Consider the following 18,033-nt stretch of genomic DNA (forward strand, 5'->3'; position numbering starts at 1 on the left):
AATTAGAGAGGCCGGGATGTATATCTATCGCTTGGTCCTGCTCCTGGTAGTGGGGATTTATCTGTTCTCCCCGGCCATCATGGATTGGTGGATCGATGCCACGGGTGCCTGGTATCGGCCTTACCTGCTCTGGCTGATCCTGATTGTCGTGACCTTCATCCTGCAGAGCCAAAAAGATGCCGATGAGCTTTAGCCTGACCCAGATGATCCTGATCAGCGCCGCCTACCTGGCCGTGCTGTTCGGTGTCGCCTGGATCAGCGAACGAGGCATGATCCCCCGGGCGATCATCCGCCACCCGCTGACCTACACCCTGTCGCTGGGTGTCTATGCCAGCGCATGGGCGTTCTATGGCACGGTCGGGCTGGCCTACCAGTACGGCTATGGTTTCCTCTCCAGTTACCTCGGTGTATCGGGCGCGTTCCTTCTGGCGCCGGTGTTGCTCTACCCGATCCTGAAAATCACCCGCACCTACCAGCTGTCGTCGCTGGCCGACCTGTTCGCCTTTCGTTTTCGCAGCACCTGGGCCGGTGCGCTGACCACGATCTTCATGCTGGTCGGGGTGTTGCCATTGCTGGCCCTGCAAATCCAGGCCGTGGCCGACTCCATCAGCATCCTGACCCGCGAACCGGTACAGCACCGGGTGGCGCTGAGCTTCTGTGCGCTGATCATCCTGTTCACGATTTTCTTCGGCTCCCGACACATTGCCACGCGGGAAAAGCACGAAGGCCTGGTGTTCGCCATCGCCTTCGAGTCGGTGATCAAGCTGATCGCCATCGGCGGTGTCGGGCTCTATGCCTTGTACGGCGTGTTCGATGGCCCACAGCAGCTTGAGTTGTGGCTGCTGCAGAACCAGACCGCCCTCGCCGCCCTGCACACCCCCTTGCAGGAAGGCCCGTGGCGCACGCTGTTGCTGGTGTTCTTCGCGTCGGCCATCGTGATGCCGCACATGTACCACATGACCTTTACCGAAAACCTCAACCCGCGCTCGCTGGTGAGCGCGAGTTGGGGGTTGCCGCTGTTCCTGCTGCTGATGAGCCTGGCGGTACCGCTGATCCTCTGGGCCGGCTTGAAGCTGGGCGCCAGCACCAATCCGGAATACTTCACCCTCGGTATCGGCATCGCCGCCAACAGCAAGGCCCTGGCGCTGCTGGCCTACGTTGGCGGCCTCTCGGCGGCCAGCGGCCTGATCATCGTCACCACGCTGGCCCTGTCGGGCATGGCTCTCAACCACTTGGTGCTGCCGCTCTACCAGCCACCGGCCGAAGGCAATATTTACCGCTGGCTGAAATGGACACGTCGGGCGCTGATCGTCGCAATCATCATGGCCGGCTACGGCTTCTACCTGATGCTCGGCGACGGACAGGACCTGGCCAACCTGGGCATCGTCGCCTTCGTCGCCACTTTGCAGTTCCTGCCCGGCGTGTTGTCGGTGCTGTACTGGCCGACCGCCAACCGCCGCGGGTTCATCGCTGGCCTGCTGGCCGGGATCCTGGTGTGGCTGGTGGCGATGCTGTTGCCGCTGATGGGCAACCTGCAGGGCTTCTATATTCCTCTGTTGAATATGATCTACGTGCTCGACGACACCAGTTGGCATATGGCGGCCATCGCCTCCCTGGCGGCAAACGTGCTGATGTTCACCCTGATCTCGCTGTTCACCAACGCCAGCAGCGAGGAGGCCAGCGCCGCCGAAGCCTGTGCGGTGGACAATGTCCGTCGCCCGCAGCGCCGCGAGCTGCACGCCGCTTCGCCCCAGGAATTCGCCACGCAACTGGCCAAGCCCCTGGGCGCCAAGGCCGCGCAAAAGGAAGTCGAACAGGCCCTGCGCGACCTCTACCTGCCCTTCGATGAGCGCCGCCCATATGCCTTGCGCCGCCTGCGGGACCGGATCGAAGCCAACCTGTCCGGCCTGATGGGCCCCAGCGTGGCCCAGGACATGGTCGAGACGTTCCTGCCCTACAAGGCCGGCGGCGAAAACTATGTCACCGAAGACATCCACTTCATCGAAAGCCGCCTCGAGGATTACCACTCGCGCCTCACCGGCCTTGCCGCCGAACTGGACGCCCTGCGCCGCTACCACCGCCAGACCCTGCAGGAACTGCCGATGGGCGTGTGCTCCCTGGCCAAGGACCAGGAAATCCTGATGTGGAACAAAGCCATGGAAGAACTGACCGGGATCGCCGCCCAGCGCGTGGTCGGTTCCCGCCTGAGCACCCTGGGCGAGCCGTGGAAAGGCTTGCTGCAAGGCTTCATCAACCTGCCGGACGAGCACTTGCACAAACAGCACCTGGCCCTCGACGGCCAGACCCGTTGGCTGAACCTGCACAAGGCGGCGATCGACGAGCCGCTGGCACCCGGTAACAGCGGCCTGGTGCTGCTGGTGGAAGACCTCACCGATACGCAGATGCTCGAAGACAAGCTGGTGCATTCCGAACGGCTGGCAAGCATCGGCCGGCTGGCCGCCGGGGTGGCCCACGAGATCGGCAATCCGATCACCGGCATCGCCTGCCTGGCGCAGAACCTGCGCGAAGAGCGCGAGGACGACGGCGAACTGACGGAAATCAGCGGCCAGATCCTCGAACAGACCAAGCGCGTGTCGCGCATCGTCCAGTCGCTGATGAGCTTCGCCCATGCCGGCGGTCACCAGCACAATGACGAGCCCGTCTGTCTGGCCGAAGTGGCCCAGGATGCCATTGGTCTGCTGGCGCTCAACCGGCGCAATTTCGAAGTGCAATTCTTCAACCTGTGCGACCCGGATCATTGGGTCGATGGCGACCCCCAGCGGCTCGCCCAGGTGTTGATCAACCTGCTGTCCAACGCGCGGGACGCCTCACCGGCCGGCAGCGCGGTGCGGGTCAAGAGCGAAGCCTTCGAACACACGGTCGACCTGATCGTCGAAGACGAAGGCAGCGGTATCCCACAGAACATCATGGACCGATTGTTCGAACCCTTCTTCACCACCAAGGATCCTGGCGAAGGTACCGGTCTGGGCCTCGCACTGGTCTATTCCATCGTTGAAGAGCATTATGGACAAATCACCATCGACAGCCCGGCCGATGTTCAGAGCCAACGCGGCACCCGTATCCGGGTGACCTTGCCGCGTCATGTCGAAGCGACGTCCGCTGTGAACTGAGACCGTCGAGAGAATCGAATCAATGCCGCACATTTTGATCGTCGAAGACGAAACAATTATCCGCTCCGCCTTGCGCCGCCTGCTGGAACGCAACCAGTACCAGGTCAGCGAAGCCGGTTCAGTGCAGGAAGCACAAGAGCGTTTCAGCATTCCCACGTTTGACCTGATCGTCAGCGACCTGCGCCTGCCTGGCGCCCCGGGTACCGAGCTGATCAAGCTCGGCCAGGGCACCCCCGTGCTGATCATGACCAGCTACGCCAGCCTGCGCTCGGCAGTCGACTCCATGAAAATGGGCGCAGTGGACTACATCGCCAAACCGTTCGACCACGACGAGATGCTCCAGGCCGTGGCCCGCATCCTGCGCGATCGACAGGCGGCGACCAGCAACCCGGCAGAGCCCGTCGGCAAGGCCAGCGCCGCGGCGAAACCCGGTGCCAGCAACAGTAATGGCGAAATCGGCATCATCGGTTCCTGCCCGCCCATGCAGGACCTGTACGGCAAGATCCGCAAGGTGGCCCCGACCGACTCCAATGTCCTGATCCAGGGCGAATCCGGTACCGGCAAGGAACTGGTGGCCCGGGCCCTGCACAATCTGTCGCGCCGGGCCAAGGCGCCGATGATCTCGGTTAACTGCGCGGCGATTCCGGAAAGCCTGATCGAGTCCGAACTGTTCGGCCACGAAAAAGGCGCGTTTACCGGCGCCAGCGCCGGACGTGCCGGTCTGGTGGAAGCTGCTGACGGCGGCACGTTATTCCTCGATGAAATCGGCGAGCTGCCACTGGAAGCCCAGGCGCGATTGCTGCGAGTCCTTCAGGAAGGCGAAATCCGCCGGGTTGGCTCGGTGCAGTCGCAAAAGGTCGATGTCCGCCTGATCGCGGCCACCCACCGAGACCTCAAGAGCCTGGCCAAGATCGGCCAGTTCCGTGAAGACTTGTATTATCGCTTGCACGTCATTGCCTTGAAGCTGCCCCCCCTGCGCGAGCGTGGCGCGGACGTCAATGAAATCGCCCAGGCGTTCCTGGCCCGCCAGAGCGCACGGGTCAACCGCACCGACCTCAAGTTCGCCCCGGACGCCGAACAAGCCATCCGCCACTACGCCTGGCCGGGTAACGTTCGAGAACTGGAAAACGCTGTCGAGCGAGCGGTGATCCTGTGCGAGAGCCCGGAAATCTCCGCCGACCTGCTGGGCATCGACATCGAGCTGAGTGACCTGGACGACGAAGAATTCATCGGCCTGGCCCCGCAACAGGGCGGCGCCGCCAACAACACCAGCCACGAACCCACTGAAGACCTGTCCCTGGAAGACTACTTCCAGCACTTCGTCCTCGAGCACCAGGACCACATGACCGAGACCGAACTGGCACGCAAGCTGGGCGTCAGCCGCAAGTGCCTGTGGGAACGTCGCCAGCGCCTGGGGATTCCACGGCGCAAGACCGGGGCGACCAGCGAAAGCTGAGGTGTGGGGGTAACACCACTGGATGTGAAAAAACTGTTACCTCAGTCTTTTTCACGTAACAGAAGCCGGGGTTTACGGTAACGAAACCCCGGCTTTTTTTCGCCCCGGAAAAATGGCTATATCCATAGAACCCCCGGTTTCGCTGGGTTTCGCAAAAGTTGGCACGCACCCTGCTATAGCTTTGGTACAAGAACAATAACAAGCAATGCAAAAGACAATAAAAATAAGACGAATCGACTCACGCACAATAAAAACAAGACGGCGAGAGGCGCAGCTAACTGATTCTTTTGGAGAGGCGTTGTATTTGGGGCTTGCCCCACAACCAGGCCGAGAACAATAAAAACTGTCTCAAGACAGGTGCCTGAACTGGTTGGATCGACAGATCACTGCAACACAGCGACCAAAGCAATCCGTTTGCTCTTGGCTCCCGATTGGGAGGGTCACGAAGGGAAAACCTCGTGGCGCGGGCACTCAACAAAAACAAGAAGCCCGAAACCAATAATAAAAACAGAGCACGCAACTAATTCTGGGGGAGCTTCGGCTCCCCTTGTGGTTTCTGTCATTCCCCTTCCCTGAAGCCTACAAAGCTTGTCGCTTGAAGCTTGCAGCTCAAAACTGCTCCGTCCTACACCATCCCTCGACTAAATGCTAGAATCCCGGCCCATCATGCGGTCATTCTTCGTTTTTGGCCGAATATTCCTTCAAACAGTGCATCCCATGCTGAAGAAGCTGTTCCAGTCATTCCGTTCTCCCTTGCGTCGTACGCAACACATTCGCAGCACGCCTGAAGTGCTCAACAGCAGCCAGCATTCGCTGCAAAAGGCCCAGTTCAGCCGTTATGCGGTGAACATCGTCGAACGTTTGCAGAACGCCGGTTACCAGGCTTACCTGGTCGGCGGTTGCGTGCGCGACATGCTGCTCAACATCACTCCCAAGGATTTCGACGTCGCCACCAGCGCCACGCCAGAACAGATACGGGCCGAATTTCGCAATGCGCGGATCATTGGCCGGCGCTTCAAGCTGGTCCACATCCACTTCGGTCGCGAAATCATCGAAGTCGCGACGTTCCGCGCCAATCACCCGCAAAACGACGAAGAGGAAGACAGCAACCAATCTTCTCGCAACGAGAGCGGGCGCATCCTGCGCGATAACGTCTACGGCACGCTGGAAGAAGACGCGCAACGCCGCGACTTCACTATCAACGCCCTGTATTACGATCCGGTCAGCGAGCGCATCCTCGATTACGCCAACGGCGTACACGACATCCGCAATCACCTGATCCGCCTGATTGGCGACCCCAAGCAACGCTACCAGGAAGACCCGGTACGGATGCTGCGAGCCGTGCGTTTCGCCGCCAAGCTGGATTTCGGCATCGAAAAACACAGCGCCCTGCCGATTCGCGAACTGGCACCGATGCTGCGGGAAATTCCCTCGGCGCGGCTGTTCGAGGAAGTGCTCAAGCTGTTCCTGTCGGGCAACGCGGCGGACACCTTCGAGATGCTGGTGGACCTGCAACTGTTCGACCCGCTGTTCCCCGCCAGCGCCGAGGCCCTGGAGCACAACCCGACCTACACCCACACCTTGATCAGCGAAGCACTGATCAACACCGACTTGCGCATCAAGCAGAACAAGCCGGTAACCCCGGCCTTCCTGTTTGCCGCCCTGCTCTGGCCTGCCCTGCCGGCCCGGGTGCTGCGCCTGCAGGAACGTGGCATGCCGCCGATCCCGGCGATGCAGGAAGCCGCCCACGAGCTGATCGCCGAGCAGTGCCAGCGCATTGCCATTCCAAAACGCTTCACCATGCCGATCCGCGAGATCTGGGACATGCAGGAGCGCCTGCCACGACGCAGCGGCAAACGTGCCGACCTGCTGCTGGACAACCCGCGTTTCCGCGCCGGCTACGACTTCCTGCTGCTGCGTGAAAGCGCAGGCGAGCAGACCGATGGCCTGGGCGAATGGTGGACCGATTACCAGGATGCCAACGACAGTGAGCGCCGCGACATGATTCGCGAACTCAGCGGCAAGGATGACGGCGCCAGCGGCCCGCGCAAACGCCGTCGCAGCAGTGGCGCCAAGCGCAAGCGCGCCGGTGTACCGAGCGCATCGGGCGAGTAATCGATGGAACGCATCTACATCGGCATGGGCAGCAACCTGGCCGAACCCGCCGAACAATTGCGCTGTGCCGTCCAGGCGCTGGCGCAATTGCCCGAAACCCAACTGGTGGGGGTCTCGGCGTTTTATCAAAGCGATTCCCTGCTGCCCGGCCAGCCGCGCTACACCAACGCGGTGGCGGCGCTGGACAGCCACCTGGCACCGCTGGACCTGCTCGATGCGCTGCAAGCCATCGAAACCGGACAGGGTCGCGAACGCCTCGAACGCTGGGGCCCACGCACGCTGGACCTGGATATTCTGCTGTTTGGCGATCGTCTGATCGACGAACCCCGCCTCAAGGTCCCCCACTACCACATGCAGGCCCGGGCCTTCGTGCTGTACCCGCTGGCCGAGCTGGCGCCCGCTGACCTGCACCTGGCCGATGGGCGCCGACTCAAGGACCTGCTTGCGGCCTGCCCATTCGTCGGCCTGGAACGCTTGCCTCCCAACTGACATAGATACCCTTGTGGGAGCGAGCCTGCTCGCGATAGCGGCGGATCAGTCAATGTATATGTCGACTGACACACCGCTATCGCGAGCAGGCTCGCTCCCACAGGATCCGGTACCGGACAGTCAGATCCGGGACACTCCCTCTACGCTGAAACGCATCAGTAACCCCGGTAACACCCGGCGGTAACACATCCAATTGACTTCCCGAGTGCTCCTCACGACTATAGGCGTCCCGTCGCCGCCAACGCGGCGTTTAAAGGGCGCAGTCCAGGCCTTACAAGCACCACGCATAGAGGGTGCGCCTGTATAAATGACGAATCATGCGCGTTACTCGCAGTAATTCACGAGCGCCTAATGAGGACTTTTTCATGCCAGCTATTACCCTGACCACGCTGCAAGGTCTCAAGCAAAAAGGTGAGAAGATCGCCATGCTGACCTGCTATGACGCGACCTTCGCCCACGCCTGCAATGAGGCTGGTGTCGAAGTGTTGCTGGTGGGCGATTCCCTCGGCATGGTGCTGCAAGGTCACGACAGCACGCTGCCGGTGACCACCGCCGAGATGGCCTACCATGTGGCCGCCGTCAAACGCGGTAACACCGATGCGCTGATCCTCGCCGACCTGCCGTTCATGGCCTACGCCACCCTCGAACAAACCATGACCAACAGCGCCATGCTGATGCAGGCCGGTGCCCACATGGTCAAGGTCGAAGGCGCGTTGTGGCTGGCCGATTCGATTCGGTTGCTGGCCGAGCGCGGTATCCCGGTGTGCGCGCACCTGGGTCTGACCCCACAAGCGGTGAACATCCTCGGTGGCTACAAAGTCCAGGGCCGCAATGAAAACCAGGCGCGCCAGATGCGCGCCGATGCGATTGCGCTGGAGCAGGCTGGCGCGGCGATGTTGCTGCTCGAATGCGTGCCCAGCGAGCTGGCTGAAGAAATCACCCAGGCGGTGAAGATCCCGGTCATCGGCATAGGTGCCGGCAACGCCACCGACGGCCAGGTGCTGGTCCTGCACGACATGCTCGGGCTGTCGATCACCGGTCGCGTGCCCAAGTTCGTGAAGAACTTCATGACCGGGCAAACCTCCATCCAGGCGGCCCTGGGTGCCTACGTCGCTGAAGTCAAGGCAGCCACCTTCCCAGGCATTGAACACGGATTCTCTGCATGAACACCGTCAAAACCGTACGCGAACTGCGGGCCGCCGTGGCCCGTGCCCGCGGCGAAGGCAAACGCATCGCCTTCGTACCGACCATGGGCAACCTGCACAGCGGTCATGTGGCACTGGTGACCAAGGCTGCGCAACGGGCCGATTTCGTGGTGGCGAGCATTTTCGTCAATCCACTGCAATTCGGCGCCGGCGAAGACCTGGACAAATACCCCCGCACCCTGGCGGCCGACCAGGAGAAGCTGCTCCAGGCCGGCTGCCATCTGCTGTTCGCCCCCAGCGTCGAAGAGATGTACCCCGACGGCATGGCCGGCCAGACCCGGGTCAGCGTCCCACAATTGTCCGAAGGCTTGTGCGGCGCCAGCCGTCCAGGGCATTTCGAAGGTGTGGCGACGGTGGTCAGCAAGCTGTTCAACATGGTCCAGCCTGACCTGGCGGTGTTCGGCCAGAAAGACTTCCAGCAACTGGCGGTAATCCGCGCCCTGGTCCATGACCTGAACATGCCGATCCAGATCATCGGCGAGCCGACCGTCCGTGCCGAGGACGGCCTGGCGCTGTCGTCGCGCAATGGCTTCCTCAGCCCGGAGCAACGCGCCGTCGCGCCCGTGGTCTATCGCAGCCTGAGCCAGATCGCCGAGGCGATCAGGCAGGGCCAACGGGACTTCCCGGCGCTGATCGGCGAGCAGCTCAAGCAACTCGAAGCCGCTGGCCTGCGCCCCGATTATCTGGAAATCCGTCACGCCAAGACCCTGCGCCCGGCGTCGAGCGAGGACCGCGACCTGGTGATTCTGGTGGCCGCCTTCCTCGGTACCACGCGCCTGATCGACAACTTGCATCTGGACCTCGACACTCCCGCCTGAACCAACGCACACCCCGCGGGAGGAGGCCCGTGGGAGCAAAGCTTGCTCGCGATAGCGGTCTGATAGTCAACATAGGTGTTGAATGTGACCTCGTCGTCGCGAGCAAGCTTTGCTCCCACAAGGCTCCCCCCCACAACAATTCAGTTTGTCCGCAAGACCTCATCGCGTTTCCGTCCGTCGGCCCCTTCCCACCCCCGTTGTATAAAAAAGTACCGGGAACCGGTCTTACAAAGTCAAGACAGATCGCAACGCGAGGTTTACTGTAGTCGCCCTGCGTCCGGCGATCGTGTCGACGCAGTGTCCAGACGCCCACCTCGAGCCGCGTCGGAATTTTTAGTGTACAAAAGGTCGTTCAAGTAAAAAGGAAACCCGCAGCGATGGCGTATTACCGAACCCCTCATGACGTGACCGCTCTGCCAGCCTGGCAAGCGCTGAATGACCACCGCAAAGCCATGCAGGATTTCAGCATGCGCGAAGCGTTCAATGCCGATCCGCAGCGTTTCACTCAATTCACCCTGTCGAGCTGCGGCCTGTTTCTCGACTACTCGAAAAACCTGATCAACGCCCAGACCCGCGACCTGCTGGTGGGCCTGGCCAACGAAGTCGACCTCAAGGGCGCGATCAAGTCGCTGTTCGAAGGCGAAATCGTCAACGCCTCGGAAAACCGCCCTGCCCTGCACACCGCCCTACGTCGGCCAGTGGGCGACAAGTTGCTGGTCAACGGTGTCAACGTGATGCCGGACGTACATAAAGTGCTGAACCAGATCACCGACCTGGTCGGCCGCATTCACGACGGCCTGTGGCGCGGCTACACCGAAAAGCCCATCACCGACGTGGTGAATATCGGCATCGGCGGCTCTTTCCTCGGCCCGGAACTGGTGTCCGAAGCGCTGTTGTCCTACGCGCAAAAAGGCGTTCGCTGCCACTATCTGGCGAACATCGACGGCAGCGAATTCCATGAACTGACCATGAAGCTGCGCGCCGAAACCACGCTGTTCATCGTTTCGTCGAAATCCTTCAACACCCTCGAAACCCTGAAGAACGCCCAGGCCGCCCGTGCCTGGTACCTGGCCCAGGGCGGTTCCGAAGCGGAGCTGTATCGCCACTTTATCGCCGTATCGAGCAACAACGCCGCCGCCGTGGCCTTCGGCATTCGTGAAGAGAACATCTTCCCGATGTGGGACTGGGTCGGCGGGCGCTACTCGCTGTGGTCGGCCATCGGCCTGCCGATCGCCCTGGCCATCGGCATGTCGAACTTCAAGGAATTGCTGTCCGGGGCCTATTCCATGGACCAGCATTTCCAGAGCGCACCGTTCGAACAGAACATGCCGGTGCTGCTGGCACTGCTGGGCGTGTGGTACGGCAACTTCTGGGGCGCGCAGAGCCACGCGATCCTGCCGTACGACCATTACCTGCGCAACATCACCAAGCACTTGCAGCAACTGGACATGGAGTCCAACGGCAAGAGCGTGCGGCAGGACGGCACGCCGGTGTCGACCGACACAGGCCCGGTGATCTGGGGCGGCGTCGGTTGCAACGGCCAGCACGCCTACCACCAGCTGCTGCACCAAGGCACCCAGTTGATCCCGGCCGACTTCATCGTGCCGATCGTCAGCTTCAACCCGGTTTCCGATCACCACCAGTGGCTGTACGCCAACTGCCTGTCCCAGAGCCAGGCGCTGATGCTGGGCAAGACCCGCGCCGAAGCCGAAGCCGAGCTGCGGGACAAGGGCGCCAGCGAAGAAGAGGTGCAGAAACTGGCCTCCCACAAGGTGATCCCGGGCAACCGTCCGAGCAACACCCTGGTGGTCGAACGCATCAGCCCACGGCGCCTCGGCGCACTGGTGGCGCTGTATGAACACAAGGTGTTCGTGCAGAGCGTGGTCTGGGGCATCAACGCCTTCGACCAATGGGGCGTGGAGTTGGGCAAGGAGCTGGGCAAGGGCGTCTACAACCGCCTGGTGGGCAGCGAAGAAAGCCCGGCCGAAGATGCCTCGACCCAAGGCTTGATCAATTACTTCCGCGGGCGTCATCGCGGCTGATCCCTAGGTTTGCATTCCCCTTGTGGGAGCGGGCTTGGTGGGAGCAAAGCTTGCTCGCGATAGCGGTCTGATATCAACCTATCCGTTGAATGTGACGACGTCATCGCGAGCAAGCTTTGCTCCCACCAAGCTCGCACCCACAGTTGACTTGAACCCTCCCGCTACTGGGCGCATCTTTATGACTTGTCGCAAAAACAAGAATAAGGAACCGTCATGTTCGATATCAGCCAGTTCCCCCACGCCGATGCCGTCCGCCGGGCTGCGCAACTGAGCCAGGACGAGTACCAGCGGCTCTATAAAGAATCCATCGAACACCCCAGCACCTTCTGGGCCGGGCAGGCCACGCGTTTTCTCGACTGGATGACGCCCTGGCAAACCGTCCAGCGCTATGACCTCAAGAACGGCGACGCGACCTGGTTCGCCGGCGGCAAGCTGAATGTCAGTGCCAATTGCATCGACCGTCACCTGGACACGCGCGGCGATCAGATCGCGATCATCTGGGAAGGCGACGCCCCCGCCGAATCGGCGCAAATCACTTACAAGAAACTTCACAATCATGTGTGCCGCCTGGCCAACGTGCTGAAAAGCCGTGGGGTGAAGAAAGGCGACCGGGTCTGCATCTACATGCCGATGATTCCGGAAGCCGCCTACGCCATGCTCGCCTGCACCCGCATCGGCGCGGTGCATTCGGTGGTGTTCGGCGGTTTTTCGCCGGATTCGCTGCGCGACCGGATTCTCGATGCCGATTGCCGCACCGTGATCACCGCCGACGAGGGTGTGCGCGGCGGGCGCTTCATACCGCTCAAGCGCAACGTCGACAAGGCCCTGGAAAGCTGTCCGAACGTCAGCACCGTGTTGGTGGTCGAGCGCACCCACGGCGACGTGGACTGGGTTGAAGGGCGTGACCTCTGGTACCACGAGGCCATGCACGAGATGAGCGATGACTGCCCACCCGAACCGATGGATGCCGAGGATCCGCTGTTCATCCTCTACACCTCCGGCAGCACCGGCAAACCCAAGGGCGTGCTGCACACCACGGGCGGCTATTTGCTGCAAGCAGCGATGACGTTCAAGTACGTGCTCGATTACCGCGACAACGAAGTGTTCTGGTGCACCGCCGACGTCGGCTGGGTCACCGGCCACAGTTACATCGTCTACGGCCCGTTGGCCAACGGCGCCACCACGCTGATCTTCGAAGGCGTGCCGAGCTACCCCAGCAGTTCGCGTTTCTGGCAGGTGATCGACAAACATCAGGTCAACATCTTCTATACGGCGCCGACCGCACTGCGGGCTTTGATGCGCGAAGGCACCGGACCGCTGCAGGAAACGTCGCGCAAAAGCCTGCGATTACTCGGCAGTGTCGGTGAGCCGATCAACCCGGAGGCGTGGGAATGGTACTTCAACGCGGTCGGCGAACAGCGCTGCCCGATTGTCGATACCTGGTGGCAGACCGAAACCGGCGGCATCATGCTCAGCCCCCTGGTGAGCGCGCCACGGCTCAAGCCCGGCTGCGCCACCCGGCCGATGTTCGGCGTACAACCGGTCTTGCTGGATGAGGTGGGCAAGGAAATCAGCGGCGCCGGCAGCGGTGTACTGGCGATCAAATCCAGCTGGCCAGGGCAGATTCGCAGCGTCTTCGGCGACCACCAGCGCATGGTCGACACCTACTTCAAGCCCTACCCCGGCTATTACTTCACCGGCGATGGGGCGCGCCGCGATGAGGACGGCGATTACTGGATCACCGGGCGCATCGACGATGTGATCAACGTCTCCGGGCATCGCATTGGCACCGCCGAGGTGGAGAGCGCCCTGGTGCTGCACGACAGCATTGCCGAAGCGGCCGTCGTCGGCTACCCCCACGACCTCAAGGGCCAGGGTATCTATGCTTTCGTCACGCCGATGAACGGTGTGGAAGCCAATGACGAGTTGAAGAAGGAGTTGCTGGCCCACGTCAGCAAGGAAATCGGCAGCTTCGCCAAGCCGGAACTGATCCAGTGGGCGCCAGCGCTTCCCAAGACCCGTTCGGGCAAGATCATGCGGCGGATCCTGCGCAAGATCGCCTGCAATGAGCTCGACAGCCTCGGCGATACTTCGACCCTGGCTGACCCAAGTGTGGTGGAAGGGTTGATCGACAAACGCCTGAATCGCTGAGCGACAACTGGCCCCCCTGTGGCGAGGAGATTCATCCCCGCTGGGCTGCGCAGCAGCCCTAAAGCCTGACACCTCAGAGTGTCAGTCGGATTTCGCTTGCCGAACCAGGGACTGCTGCAGTCCAACGGGGATGAATCCACTCGCCACAGGTCGGTGCCAGGCTCACATCTGTATGCAATACCCGAGTATCCATAACTGCTAAACTCCCTCGCCTCATTTCTCTAAGGCGCGCCCGGCATGTCTTCCTTGAATCAGGCGCTGCGCGCCGCCCTCGACCAGCGCCAGGAGCTGCTCGGCCAACTGCATCAGCAAGGCACCGACTGCTATCGCCTGTTCCATGGCAGCCAGGAAGGCGCGCCCGGCCTGACCGTCGACCGCTACGGCCCGCAACTGCTGGTGCAGAGTTTCCATCAGTCGCTGGAGCGCGACGACCTGCTGCAACTGCACGGCATCGTCAACGAGCGGCTGGGCCTGGAGACCCTGTTGGTCTACAACGACCGCGCCCGCGGTAATTCGCGCGTCGACCGCCAGGACACGGTCTATCAGGCTGACGAGGCCGCCCTGCAAGATCTGGTCGGACATGAATGGGGCTTGAATTATCGCGTTCGCGGCCGCCATGCGGGGCAGGATCCACTGCTGTTTCTCGACCTGCGCAACGCCCGGGGCTGGGTCAAGGCACACAGCCGCGACAAAAGCGTGCTGAACCTGTTCGCCTATACCTGCGGCGTCGGCCTGAGTGCTGCGGCTGGTGGCGCGCGGGAGGTGTGCAACCTGGACTTCGCCGAGGGCAACCTGGCGGTGGGCCGCGAAAACGGTCTGCTCAACCCCGATTTGCCGCCGATGGAATTCGTGCAGTCGGATTACTTCCCGGCGATCCGCCAGCTGGCCGGCCTGCCCATCAGCCAGCGTCGCGGGCAGAAACTGCCCAGCTACGCGCGCCTGGAGCAACGCCAGTACGACCTGGTGCTGCTCGACCCTCCGGCCTGGGCGAAAAGTGCGTTCGGCACCGTCGACCTGTTGCGTGACTACCAAAGCCTGCTGAAACCGGCTCTGCTGACCACCGCTGAAAATGGCGTACTGATCTGCTGCAACAACCTGGCAAAAGTGCCCATGGACGACTGGCGCGAGCAGGTGTTGCGTTGCGCGGAAAAGGTCGGCCGCCCGGTGCGCGAATGGAGCGCGCTAACGCCCGGCAGCGATTTCCCTTCCCTGGATCAGCAGCCGCCGCTCAAGACGTTGATCCTCCAGCTCTAGGCCCGCGTCGAAATTCTTACCGAGAAAACCAGACAAATCTCATAAATCACAGTGGCTTCGGAACCGTAAACGCATGCCATACTCCAAGGCATTCCGAATTCACACCAAGATGAAGCCGCACATGCCCAAAGGATTGATTCGCGCTATCGGCGCTCTGTTGACCGCACTGGCCCTCTACAGTCTGTTGGGTTTCCTGATACTGCCGGGCATCGCCTTGCGCATCGCCAACCAGCAATTGGCCGCCCTTGCGACGGTGCCGGCCCAGATCCAGCGTATAGAACTCAATCCCTTCAGCCTGGAAGTCACCCTCTGGGGCCTGAATATCGGCGAACCGGGCAAGGAGCAGGTCGGCTTCGAACGGCTCTACGCCAACCTGCAACTCGATAGCCTGTGGTCAGGCGCCCTGCATCTGGTCGACATCGAGCTGGACAAGCCCAAGACCGAAGTGGTGTTCACCAAGGACGGCCAGCTGAACCTGCTGGGCCTGTTCAAGCTGCCGGCCAGCGAACCGACGCCCGCCGATCCCGAGGCCAAGCCGTTCCCGCTGCGGGTCGATCGCATCAAGCTGGCCGGTGGTTATGTGCATTTCCAGGACCTGCGCCCCAGCGAGCCCATCGAATTTCTGTACGACACCCTCGATTTCGAGCTGAAAAACCTCAGCACCCTGCCCGACGACAATGCCGACATGACCCTGGTGGCCGCCGGCCCCGAAGGCGGGCAGATCGACTGGACCGGTAATTTCAGCCTCACGCCGATTGCCTCCCAAGGTACGCTCAAAGTCACCGGCGGCCAGATGAAAGCCTGGTGGCCCTATGTGCGCGATGCCGTGCCGCTGGTGTTGGAAAACGGTGTCCTGAACCTCAGCGCCGACTACAAGCTCAACCTGGCCAAGGGCACCGAGTTGCTGCTCAACAACGTCGCCGTCAGCGTCGCGCCTTTTGCCATCAAGGCCCCCGATGGCCGTCCACTGGTGAAACTCGAACGCCTGGATGTCAGTGAAACCACAGTGGACCTGGCCAAGCAGCAAGTGGTGGTGGGCAAGATCCGCAGCCAGAAACTGGAAACCTGGGCCGCGCGCGAGGCGGACGGGCAACTGGACTGGCAGAAACTCTTCGCCAGCCAGCCGGCCAAACCGCAGGTCAAGGCTGAACCGGCCTCCGCCCCGGCAGCGGCCGACTCGCCAAAAGCTGAACCGGCGCCGCCCAGCAAACCGTGGCAGGTGCTGTTGAAGGATGTGCAACTGCGCAACTACCAGGTACATCTGGCCGACCGCCAGGCGCAGCCCGCCGTGGCACTGGAGGTCGGCCCGCTGAACCTCGACTTGCAGAACTACGACACCCTCAACGGCTCGCCCTTTACCCTCAAGCTGGACACCGGGATAGGCAAACAGGGCAAGATCCTGGCCGACGGCGAGGTCAACCTGAACCCGATCAGCGCCCGACTCAAGGTCAAGACCCAGGACGTCGACCTGCGTGTTGCCCAGTCGTACATCAACCCATTCATTCGCCTGGAGCTGCGCTCCGGGATGCTCGGCAGCGACCTGGCGGTGGATCTCAAGAGCACCGAGCCGCTGGCATTCGCCGTTACCGGTCGCGCCCAGGTCGATCAGTTGCACACCCTCGACACCCTCAAGACCCGCGACTTTCTCAAGTGGCAGAGCCTGGTCCTCGAAGGGCTCAACTATCAGCACGGTGACAGCCTGTCCATCGACAAGGTCAACCTGTTCCAGCCGTACGCGCGCTTCATGATCAACGACGACCGCACCACCAACGTCGATGACCTGCTGATCCCACAACCGGCCGACGGCGGCACGAAGAAGACCGCGGCAAAACCGGCCTCCCAGGAAAAACCGCTGGGTATCCATATTGGCGGCATTGCCATCAACGACGGCTCGGCCAACTTCGCCGACTTCAGCCTGACCCCGAACTTCGCCACCGCCATCCAGCAGCTCAACGGCCAGATCGGCACCATCGACAGCCGCCAGGCCAAACCGGCCAGCGTGGACATCAAGGGCAAGGTCGATCGCTATGCACCGGTCACCATCAAGGGGGCGGTCAACCCCTTCGACCCGATGGCCAGCCTCGACATCGCCACCAGCTTCAAACGGGTCGAGTTGACCACCCTGACCCCCTACTCCGGCAAGTTCGCCGGCTATCGCATCCGCAAGGGCCGGCTTAATCTCGACCTGCATTACCGGATCACCCAGGGCAAGCTCCAGGCGGAGAACAAGGTGGTGGTCGAGCAGCTGCAATTGGGAGAAAAAGTCGACAGCCCGGATGCCGTGAGCCTGCCACTCAAATTGGCCGTCGCACTGCTGAAGGATTCCGACGGCAAGATCTCCATCGAACTGCCGGTGTCCGGCGATCTCAACGATCCGCAATTCAGTGTCATGCCGATCATCTGGCAGACCTTGCGCAACCTGGTGGTACGAGCGGCCCAGGCGCCGTTCAAGCTCATTGGTGGGTTGGTGGCTGGTGGTGGTTCAGAGGATCTGGGCAGTGTGTCGTTCGCCCCCGGCTCCAGCGATCTGAGCAAGGAAAACGAAGGCGTACTGCTCAAGCTGTCCGAGGCCCTGGGCAAACGTCCGGAGCTGCGCCTGGAGATCGAAGGCACCGCCGCCGAGAGCAGCGACGGCCCGCTGCTCGCCGCCCAGCGCCTGGAGCGCGAATACCAGTACAACTACTACAAGATGCTGCAGCGTCGGGGCGACAAGGTACCGGCCCAGGCCTCGCTGATACAGGTGCCCGAGGATGAAAAACCAGCGCTGCTCGAAGGCATCTACCGCACCCGCCTCAAGACCCAACCGCCCGCCGAATGGACGCAACTGGACAAAAAGGCGCGTATCGAGAAACTGCGCGAGAGCGTGATCAAGTTCTGGAGTGGCAGTGACGTGCTCTTGCGCCAACTGGGGCAGGAACGGGCCAGCAGCATCAAGGACTTCCTGGTGGACAAAGGACAACTGGCCGACGACCGCGTGTATTTCATCGACGCCAGCCTCGGCCAGGCCGAGAGCGACGGTCGCGTGATCACGCCTATGCATCTGGATGCCGAATAAGATGAAGCACCTGTACGGCCTCGGCCTGACGCTACTGCTTGTCGCTGGCCAAGTGTCGGCAGCCGATACCCTGCGCTGCGGCAGCCAGTTGATCAGTGTCGGAGACCGCTCGAGCGAAGTGCTGCAGAAGTGCGGTCAGCCTGCGGCGCGGGATGACTTGGGCTACAAGCGCAGTGTCAATCGCCGGGAGGAATACCCGGTGGAAGAATGGACCTACGGCCCCAACAGCGGCATGTACCAGTACCTGCGTTTCGAGGGAAATCGGCTGGTGCAGATTACCAGCAAGCGTGGGCGATGAGCTTGTCCATCCATATGTG

At 61.8% G+C, this 18,033-nt stretch carries 12 protein-coding genes; all 12 read left to right on the plus strand.

What is annotated here, in order from left to right:
• Positions 1-16: 16 nt before the first annotated feature.
• On the plus strand, positions 17-193 hold the full coding sequence (locus AC30D9_RS28885) for a hypothetical protein (RefSeq protein WP_003176118.1): 177 nt from the start codon (positions 17-19) through the stop codon (positions 191-193).
• A complete protein-coding gene (locus AC30D9_RS28890; RefSeq protein WP_307576435.1) occupies positions 177-3,131 on the plus strand; it encodes a sensor histidine kinase in 2,955 nt (984 codons plus the stop codon). Before AC30D9_RS28885 ends, AC30D9_RS28890 begins: the two co-directional genes overlap by 17 nt.
• 22 nt (positions 3,132-3,153) lie before the next feature.
• On the plus strand, positions 3,154-4,587 hold the full coding sequence (locus tag AC30D9_RS28895; protein WP_307576434.1) for a sigma-54-dependent transcriptional regulator: 1,434 nt from the start codon (positions 3,154-3,156) through the stop codon (positions 4,585-4,587).
• Between the two features lie 717 nt (positions 4,588-5,304).
• Positions 5,305-6,702 (plus strand): polynucleotide adenylyltransferase PcnB, encoded by a 1,398-nt coding sequence (locus AC30D9_RS28900; protein WP_167659357.1) that lies wholly within the window; start codon positions 5,305-5,307, stop codon positions 6,700-6,702.
• A 3-nt stretch (positions 6,703-6,705) separates the two neighbouring features.
• On the plus strand, positions 6,706-7,191 hold the full coding sequence (folK, locus tag AC30D9_RS28905) for a 2-amino-4-hydroxy-6-hydroxymethyldihydropteridine diphosphokinase (RefSeq protein WP_490145344.1): 486 nt from the start codon (positions 6,706-6,708) through the stop codon (positions 7,189-7,191).
• A gap of 365 nt (positions 7,192-7,556) precedes the next feature.
• Entirely contained in the window at positions 7,557-8,357 is an 801-nt protein-coding gene (gene panB, locus AC30D9_RS28910) for a 3-methyl-2-oxobutanoate hydroxymethyltransferase (protein ID WP_134925856.1), read from the plus strand.
• Complete coding sequence (panC, locus tag AC30D9_RS28915) at positions 8,354-9,214, plus strand: pantoate--beta-alanine ligase (RefSeq protein ID WP_307576431.1); 861 nt, start codon at positions 8,354-8,356, stop codon at positions 9,212-9,214. Before panB ends, panC begins: the two co-directional genes overlap by 4 nt.
• Before the next feature lie 377 nt (positions 9,215-9,591).
• Positions 9,592-11,256 carry a glucose-6-phosphate isomerase gene (gene pgi / locus AC30D9_RS28920; RefSeq protein ID WP_116641323.1) on the plus strand — a complete coding sequence of 555 codons (1,665 nt, stop codon included), beginning with the start codon at positions 9,592-9,594 and terminating at the stop codon, positions 11,254-11,256.
• Positions 11,257-11,469: 213 nt separating this feature from the next.
• Positions 11,470-13,407, plus strand: a complete 1,938-nt coding sequence (gene acs / locus AC30D9_RS28925; protein ID WP_490145345.1) for an acetate--CoA ligase — start codon at positions 11,470-11,472, stop codon at positions 13,405-13,407.
• A 237-nt stretch (positions 13,408-13,644) separates the two neighbouring features.
• Complete coding sequence (locus AC30D9_RS28930; protein ID WP_307576425.1) at positions 13,645-14,661, plus strand: class I SAM-dependent rRNA methyltransferase; 1,017 nt, start codon at positions 13,645-13,647, stop codon at positions 14,659-14,661.
• 121 nt (positions 14,662-14,782) lie between these two features.
• Positions 14,783-17,716 (plus strand): DUF748 domain-containing protein, encoded by a 2,934-nt coding sequence (locus tag AC30D9_RS28935; protein ID WP_209022168.1) that lies wholly within the window; start codon positions 14,783-14,785, stop codon positions 17,714-17,716.
• Position 17,717: 1 nt separating this feature from the next.
• Positions 17,718-18,014, plus strand: coding sequence for a DUF2845 domain-containing protein (locus AC30D9_RS28940; RefSeq protein WP_307576422.1), 297 nt, complete (start codon positions 17,718-17,720; stop codon positions 18,012-18,014).
• Positions 18,015-18,033: the final 19 nt, after the last annotated feature.

The sequence above is a fragment of the Pseudomonas sp. DF11 genome (genome assembly GCF_058148565.1).

Bases quoted from the DNA above. Each gene is read 5' to 3' on its own strand.
- AC30D9_RS28885 (WP_003176118.1), top strand. From the start codon at position 17: ATGTATATCTATCGCTTGGTCCTGCTCCTGGTAGTGGGGATTTATCTG.
- AC30D9_RS28890 (WP_307576435.1), top strand. From the start codon at position 177: ATGCCGATGAGCTTTAGCCTGACCCAGATGATCCTGATCAGCGCCGCC.
- AC30D9_RS28895 (WP_307576434.1), top strand. From the start codon at position 3,154: ATGCCGCACATTTTGATCGTCGAAGACGAAACAATTATCCGCTCCGCC.
- AC30D9_RS28900 (WP_167659357.1), top strand. From the start codon at position 5,305: ATGCTGAAGAAGCTGTTCCAGTCATTCCGTTCTCCCTTGCGTCGTACG.
- folK (WP_490145344.1), top strand. From the start codon at position 6,706: ATGGAACGCATCTACATCGGCATGGGCAGCAACCTGGCCGAACCCGCC.
- panB (WP_134925856.1), top strand. From the start codon at position 7,557: ATGCCAGCTATTACCCTGACCACGCTGCAAGGTCTCAAGCAAAAAGGT.
- panC (WP_307576431.1), top strand. From the start codon at position 8,354: ATGAACACCGTCAAAACCGTACGCGAACTGCGGGCCGCCGTGGCCCGT.
- pgi (WP_116641323.1), top strand. From the start codon at position 9,592: ATGGCGTATTACCGAACCCCTCATGACGTGACCGCTCTGCCAGCCTGG.
- acs (WP_490145345.1), top strand. From the start codon at position 11,470: ATGTTCGATATCAGCCAGTTCCCCCACGCCGATGCCGTCCGCCGGGCT.
- AC30D9_RS28930 (WP_307576425.1), top strand. From the start codon at position 13,645: ATGTCTTCCTTGAATCAGGCGCTGCGCGCCGCCCTCGACCAGCGCCAG.
- AC30D9_RS28935 (WP_209022168.1), top strand. From the start codon at position 14,783: ATGCCCAAAGGATTGATTCGCGCTATCGGCGCTCTGTTGACCGCACTG.
- AC30D9_RS28940 (WP_307576422.1), top strand. From the start codon at position 17,718: ATGAAGCACCTGTACGGCCTCGGCCTGACGCTACTGCTTGTCGCTGGC.